This is a genomic window from Virgibacillus carmonensis (genome assembly GCF_057836705.1).
In genome coordinates this window covers 22,523-28,831 of record NZ_JBYQFJ010000036.1, presented here as the reverse complement: position 1 = coordinate 28,831, position 6,309 = coordinate 22,523, and the positions used below count along the sequence as shown (strand labels likewise).

The 6,309-nt window shown below is 40.4% G+C and carries 14 protein-coding genes; all 14 read left to right on the top strand.

What is annotated here, in order from left to right:
* On the top strand, window positions 1-215 hold a 215-nt coding region (locus AC3G7N_RS18280; RefSeq protein WP_489423598.1), incomplete at its 5' end, for a hypothetical protein.
* Between the two features lie 265 nt (window positions 216-480).
* Complete coding sequence (gene rpsJ / locus AC3G7N_RS18275; RefSeq protein ID WP_021292712.1) at window positions 481-789, top strand: 30S ribosomal protein S10; 309 nt, start codon at window positions 481-483, stop codon at window positions 787-789.
* 33 nt (window positions 790-822) lie between these two features.
* Entirely contained in the window at window positions 823-1,452 is a 630-nt protein-coding gene (gene rplC / locus AC3G7N_RS18270; RefSeq protein WP_489423597.1) for a 50S ribosomal protein L3, read from the top strand.
* A gap of 26 nt (window positions 1,453-1,478) precedes the next feature.
* Window positions 1,479-2,102 (top strand): 50S ribosomal protein L4, encoded by a 624-nt coding sequence (rplD, locus tag AC3G7N_RS18265; protein ID WP_489423596.1) that lies wholly within the window; start codon window positions 1,479-1,481, stop codon window positions 2,100-2,102.
* Window positions 2,102-2,389, top strand: coding sequence for a 50S ribosomal protein L23 (rplW, locus tag AC3G7N_RS18260; protein WP_089530252.1), 288 nt, complete (start codon window positions 2,102-2,104; stop codon window positions 2,387-2,389). The genes rplD and rplW overlap by 1 nt, the downstream gene beginning before the upstream one ends.
* A gap of 31 nt (window positions 2,390-2,420) precedes the next feature.
* A complete protein-coding gene (gene rplB, locus AC3G7N_RS18255; protein WP_489423595.1) occupies window positions 2,421-3,251 on the top strand; it encodes a 50S ribosomal protein L2 in 831 nt (276 codons plus the stop codon).
* A 56-nt stretch (window positions 3,252-3,307) separates the two neighbouring features.
* Window positions 3,308-3,586: a 30S ribosomal protein S19 gene (gene rpsS / locus AC3G7N_RS18250; RefSeq protein WP_089530250.1), complete on the top strand. Its 279-nt coding sequence runs from the start codon at window positions 3,308-3,310 to the stop codon at window positions 3,584-3,586.
* A gap of 18 nt (window positions 3,587-3,604) precedes the next feature.
* The gene (gene rplV, locus AC3G7N_RS18245; RefSeq protein ID WP_489423594.1) at window positions 3,605-3,946 is read left to right on the top strand and encodes a 50S ribosomal protein L22; all 342 of its coding nucleotides are present in this window, start codon (window positions 3,605-3,607) and stop codon (window positions 3,944-3,946) included.
* Between the two features lie 3 nt (window positions 3,947-3,949).
* Window positions 3,950-4,591, top strand: a complete 642-nt coding sequence (gene rpsC / locus AC3G7N_RS18240) for a 30S ribosomal protein S3 (RefSeq protein WP_489423593.1) — start codon at window positions 3,950-3,952, stop codon at window positions 4,589-4,591.
* Window positions 4,592-4,609: 18 nt separating this feature from the next.
* A complete protein-coding gene (gene rplP, locus AC3G7N_RS18235; RefSeq protein WP_489423592.1) occupies window positions 4,610-5,044 on the top strand; it encodes a 50S ribosomal protein L16 in 435 nt (144 codons plus the stop codon).
* Window positions 5,034-5,234 (top strand): 50S ribosomal protein L29, encoded by a 201-nt coding sequence (gene rpmC, locus AC3G7N_RS18230; protein WP_489423591.1) that lies wholly within the window; start codon window positions 5,034-5,036, stop codon window positions 5,232-5,234. Before rplP ends, rpmC begins: the two co-directional genes overlap by 11 nt.
* Before the next feature lie 26 nt (window positions 5,235-5,260).
* Window positions 5,261-5,524 (top strand): 30S ribosomal protein S17, encoded by a 264-nt coding sequence (gene rpsQ, locus AC3G7N_RS18225; RefSeq protein ID WP_489423590.1) that lies wholly within the window; start codon window positions 5,261-5,263, stop codon window positions 5,522-5,524.
* A gap of 49 nt (window positions 5,525-5,573) precedes the next feature.
* A complete protein-coding gene (gene rplN / locus AC3G7N_RS18220; RefSeq protein WP_089530244.1) occupies window positions 5,574-5,942 on the top strand; it encodes a 50S ribosomal protein L14 in 369 nt (122 codons plus the stop codon).
* Between the two features lie 36 nt (window positions 5,943-5,978).
* Window positions 5,979-6,290: a 50S ribosomal protein L24 gene (rplX, locus tag AC3G7N_RS18215; RefSeq protein ID WP_489423589.1), complete on the top strand. Its 312-nt coding sequence runs from the start codon at window positions 5,979-5,981 to the stop codon at window positions 6,288-6,290.
* Window positions 6,291-6,309 lie beyond the last annotated feature (19 nt).

The following is a 6,309-nucleotide window of genomic DNA, read 5'->3' as shown; positions in this document are numbered from 1 at the left end:
CGAAGTGGATTTCCGGAACGGTTGTCCAACCACCAAACATAGCAGTTACGTCGCAATTTATATCAATAGCAACAAACTTTACTATAACAGCCTTTACAAATAACGAAACTGAAGTCCGTCAGCCTCAAAGCCAGACAAGCTTTCCCTGGATAAGCCACAAGCGTGTTCCTCGTTTGGCATTTGAAACCACTTGGTCTGAAGTTCTCGGGCAATAACTACACTTGCATCGAATTATAAAAAAGTTCCCGTCACCCCTTGCATTCTATGAAAAAAGTTTGTATAATACATAGATGTGCGAATACGTTATTTAAAAATATGTATTGCATTGGCCGCGTTTTTTCTATATAATATGAATGTTGGTCATAAAAGGCGATGAAGTGAAAGGTTATTGATACACCCGGCCCCTTTGCCATGGCGGGTGGTTGAAAAATTTTCACGGAGAATGTCTATTATAAAATGGGCGAAAAAGGAGGGAAAATAATGGCAAAAGAAAAGATTCGAATCCGTTTAAAGGCGTATGATCACCGTATTTTAGATCAATCTGCTGAGAAAATTGTAGATACAGCGAAACGTTCTGGTGCAAATGTTTCAGGACCAATTCCGTTGCCTACTGAGAAATCTGTTTATACTGTATTGCGTGCGGTGCACAAATACAAAGACTCACGCGAGCAATTTGAGATGCGTACACATAAACGGTTAATCGACATTGTTAATCCGACACCACAGACTGTCGATTCGTTAATGCGTCTTGACTTACCGTCTGGTGTGGATATTGAGATCAAATTATAATAAATTATGTTTTTACTATAGGAGGTGTAACGGATGACGAAAGCAATCTTAGGTCGTAAAATCGGCATGACTCAGTTATTTTCTGAAGAAGGCGAATTAGTGCCAGTAACAGTAATTCAAGCTGATTCAAACGTGGTTTTACAAAAAAGAACGTTAGAAAATGATGGTTATGAAGCAATTCAAATAGGTTTTTCTGATGCAAAAGGAAAACATGTTAACAAAGCGAAAAAAGGTCATGCTGAAAAAGCTAGCACTGCCACTAAGCGCTACGTTCGTGAATTCCGTGACGCGAAACTTGATGACTATGAAGTAGGTCAAGAAATTAGCGTTGATGTTTTCCAAGCAGGAGATAAAATTGATGTATCTGGTAAATCAAAAGGAAAAGGTTTCCAAGGAGCTATTAAACGCCACAATTTTCACCGTGGTCCAATGTCTCACGGTTCTCACTTCCATAGAGCACCAGGTTCATTAGGCGCAGTTGACCCAATGCGTGTATTCAAAGGTAAAAAAATGCCAGGTCACATGGGTAGCGAAAACGTTACGATTCAAAACTTAGAAGTAGTTAATGTTGACACAGAACGTAACCTGTTATTAATCAAAGGTAATGTTCCTGGTGCAAAAAAATCATTCGTAAAAATCACGAGTGCAATAAAGGCTAACTAATCACATAAATGAAGGGAGGATATGTCATGCCTAAAATAGCACTATTAAAACAAGATGGTTCACAAGCTGGAGAAGTAGAATTGAATGATTCTGTATTTGGTATCGAGCCAAATGAGCATGTATTACATGATGCAGTAGTTATGCAACGCGCGTCTATGCGTCAAGGTACACATGCTGTAAAGAACCGTTCTGATGTACGTGGCGGTGGTCGTAAACCATGGCGTCAAAAAGGAACAGGCCGTGCTCGTCAAGGTTCTATTCGTTCACCACAATGGGTTGGTGGAGGAGTTGTATTTGGACCAACACCACGCAGCTACAGCTACAACCTTCCAAAGAAAGTTCGTCGTTTAGCACTTCAATCTGCTTACTCTTCAAAAGTAAAAGAAGAGAATTTAGTAGTTTTAGAAAACATCGCATTTGATGCTCCTAAAACAAAAGAAGTAGTAAATATGCTTAGCGTCCTTAAGGTTGATACGAAAGTATTAATTGTAACAGCAGAGAAAGACGAGAATGTAATTCGTTCTGCAAATAACCTTCAATCAGTAAAAGTACTTACTGTTGAACAAGTTAATGTCTTAGACTTGCTTATGCATGACAAGCTGATCTTAACGAAGGATGCAGCTGAAAAAGCAGGGGAGGTGCTTGCATAATGAAAGATCCACGTGATATTATTAAGCGCCCTGTCATTACAGAGAATACTGCTGATTTAATGGCAGAGAAAAAATATACGTTCGAGGTTTACCCGAAAGCAAACAGAACAGAGATCAAAGACGCTGTCGAATTAGTTTTTGGTGTAAAAGTAGTAAAAGTTAACACAATGAATCTAAAAGGTAAATTCAAGCGAATGGGTCGTTACGGCGGATACCGTTCCGATCGCAAAAAAGCTATTGTACAGCTTTCAGAGGATAGCAAAGAGCTAGACTTCTTCGAGGGCTAAGAGACTTATAAATGTGAAGGAGGGAAAAAAGATGGCGATTAAGAAGTATAAACCTACCACAAACGGTAGACGCGGAATGACAAGTTCTGATTTCGCAGAGATTACAACAGATACTCCAGAAAAATCCCTGTTAAGCCCACTGTTTAAGCGCGGCGGACGTAACAACCAAGGGAAACTGACAGTTCGTCATCAAGGTGGCGGTCATAAGCGTCAATACCGTATGATTGATTTCAAACGTGATAAAGATGGAATACGTGGACGCGTTGCTACGATCGAATACGATCCGAACCGTTCAGCTAATATCGCATTAATTAATTACGTTGATGGAGAAAAAAGATATATTTTATCTCCTAAAGGACTTAAAGTTGGCCAAGAAATTGAATCTGGCAAAGAAGCTGATATCAAGCTAGGAAACACACTTCAACTTCAAAATATTCCGGTGGGTACAATTATTCACAATGTAGAATTGAAGCCTGGACGTGGTGGACAATTAGCGAGATCCGCTGGTGCGCAAGCACAAATTCTTGGACGTGAAGAAAAGTATACTCTAGTACGTTTATCATCTGGAGAAGTGCGTTTAGTGCTTTCAACATGTCGTGCAACAATTGGTCAAGTTGGAAACATTGAACACGAGCTAATCAAAATTGGTAAAGCAGGACGTTCCCGCTGGTTAGGCAAGCGCCCAACTGTACGTGGTTCTGTTATGAACCCTAACGATCACCCTCACGGTGGTGGTGAAGGACGTGCACCGATCGGACGTAAATCACCTATGTCTCCTTGGGGTAAACCAACACTTGGTTACAAAACTCGTAAACGCAACAAACCTACCGATAAATTTATCGTTCGTAAACGTAAAAAATAACGGAATAAGCGGGCGGGAAATAACCCCGTCTCCCAATTGCGAAAGGAGGTTTATCCATGGGTCGTAGTTTAAAAAAAGGACCTTTTGCAGATGACCATCTATTGAAAAAGATTGACAAGCTAAACGAAGATGACAAGAAACAAGTAGTAAAAACTTGGTCTCGTCGCTCAACTATCTTTCCTACATTTATAGGTCATACTGTTGCTGTATATGACGGACGTAAACACGTTCCGGTTTATGTTACAGAAGATATGGTCGGACACAAATTAGGTGAATTCGCGCCAAGCCGTACCTATAAAGGACATGCTGGCGATGACAAGAAAACAAAACGCTAATGAGAGGAGGCACTCAACATGCAAGCTAAAGCCGTTGCAAAATCTGTTCGTATTGCTCCTCGTAAAGTACGTTTAGTAGTAGATTTAATTCGAGGAAAAAGTGTTGGTGAAGCGGTAGCAATTTTACGCCTTACTCAACGTGGTGCTTCTCCAGTCGTAGAAAAAGTTCTAAACTCTGCTATTGCAAATGCAGAACACAACTACGAAATGGAACCAGACAATCTAGTTGTTTCAGAAGCATTCGTAAATGAAGGTGCAACATTGAAACGTTTTCGTCCACGTGCACAAGGACGTGCAAGTAAAATTAATAAACGCTCAAGCCATGTAACCGTGGTTGTATCAGAAAAGAAGGAGGGATAGTCAGTGGGTCAAAAGATAAATCCAGTGGGTCTTCGTGTCGGCGTCATTCGTGACTGGGAGTCAAAGTGGTATGCTGGCAAAGACTATGCAGAATTACTACACGAAGATATCAAAATTAGAGAATATCTGGAGAACCGTCTACGTATTGCTGCTGTTTCTTCTATTGAAATCGAACGTGCAGCAAATCGTGTAAACATCACTATTCATACCGGTAAGCCTGGTATGGTAATTGGAAAAGGCGGATCCGAAGTTGAAGCACTACGTAAATCTTTAAACAGCTTAACTGGCAAACGTGTTCATATTAATATCGTTGAAGTTAAAAAGGTTGATTTAAATGCAAAACTAGTTGCTGAAAACATTGCTCGTCAATTAGAAAATCGTATTTCATTCCGTCGTGCTCAGAAACAATCTATTCAACGCGCTATGCGTGGTGGAGCAAAAGGAATTAAAACACAAGTTTCTGGTCGTTTAGGCGGAGCAGACATCGCTCGCGCGGAACATTATAGTGAAGGAACAGTACCACTACACACATTGCGTGCTGATATCGACTATGGTACAGCAGAAGCTGATACTACTTACGGTAAATTAGGTATCAAAGTGTGGATCTATCGTGGAGAAGTCCTTCCAACAAAAAACACAAAATAAGGAAGGGGGATATGCATTATGTTAATGCCCAAACGTGTTAAATATCGTAGACAACATCGTGGTCGTATGAGAGGTCAAGCAAAAGGCGGAACAACTGTAGCTTTTGGTGAGTACGGTTTACAAGCACTTGAAGCATCATGGATCACAAACCGTCAAATTGAGGCTGCCCGTATCGCAATGACTCGTTATATGAAACGTGGCGGTAAAGTTTGGATTAAGATTTTCCCAGACAAACCATATACTGCAAAGCCCCTCGAAGTTCGAATGGGTTCCGGTAAAGGTGCTCCTGAAGGATGGGTAGCAGTAGTAAAACCAGGTAAAATTTTGTTTGAAATCGCTGGTGTAAGTGAAGAAGTTGCACGTGAAGCGTTGCGCCTTGCTTCTCATAAGCTACCGATTAAAACTAAGTTCGTAAAACGTGAAGAAATTGGTGGTGAAATCAATGAAGGCTAATGAAATCAGAGAACTAACCACTGCCGAAATTGAACAAAAAGTAAAATCGTTAAAAGAAGAACTATTTAATTTACGCTTTCAGTTAGCAACTGGATCATTGGAAAACACTGCACGTATTCGCGCGGTTCGTAAGTCCATTGCTCGCTTGAAAACTGTTGCACGTCATCGTGAACTAAGTGTAAATAACTAGAAACATGAGAGGAGGTTAGCCTCAAAATGACTGAACGTAATAATCGTAAAGAGTACACAGGTCGTGTTGTATCTGACAAAATGGATAAAACAATCACTGTATTAGTTGAGACATATAAATTTCATAAGTTATACGGCAAACGTGTTAAATACTCAAAGAAATTCAAAACACATGATGAGAATAACCAAGCTAAAACTGGTGACGTGGTTCGTATCATGGAAACTCGTCCGCTATCAGCTACAAAACGTTTTCGTTTAGAAGAAGTTGTTGAAGAAGCGGTAATTATATAATTAAAGTTCGGGTTCGCTCGGAAGGTATCCGAAGGGAGGTCACAACGATATGATTCAACAAGAGACTCGTTTAAAGGTTGCAGATAACTCTGGAGCACGTCAGGTACTAACTATTAAAGTATTGGGTGGTTCGGGACGTAAAACTGCTAACATCGGTGATGTGATTGTTTGCACGGTCAAACAAGCAACACCAGGTGGCGTTGTCAAAAAAGGTGAAGTTGTAAAAGCGGTAATTGTACGTACGAAAAGTGGTATGCGTCGTAAAGATGGATCATACATTCGTTTCGATGAAAATGCTGCTGTCATCATTCGTGATGATAAAGGTCCAAGAGGGACTCGTATTTTCGGACCAGTAGCACGCGAATTGCGCGATGCAAAATTCATGAAAATCGTATCTCTAGCACCAGAAGTTTTGTAAGTATGAATGAATTGCCTGTAGGGAGGTGCGTAAAGCATGCATGTTAAAAAAGGTGATACAGTTAAAGTTATTTCCGGTAAAGACCGTGGAAAGCAAGGTAGTATTTTAGAAGCATATCCAAAAATGGATCGCGTACTTGTTGAGGGAGTAAATATGGTTAAGAAACACGCAAAACCTTCACAAGATAATCCACAAGGTGGAATTCTAAACCAAGAAGCACCAATTCATGTTTCTAACGTAATGCCAATTGATCCTAAATCCGGAGAGCCAACTCGTGTTGGATTCGAAGAACGTGACGGAAAGAAAGTCCGCATCGCTAAAAAATCCGGTGAAGCATTAGATAAATAGTTTAGCGACGAAAGGAGGG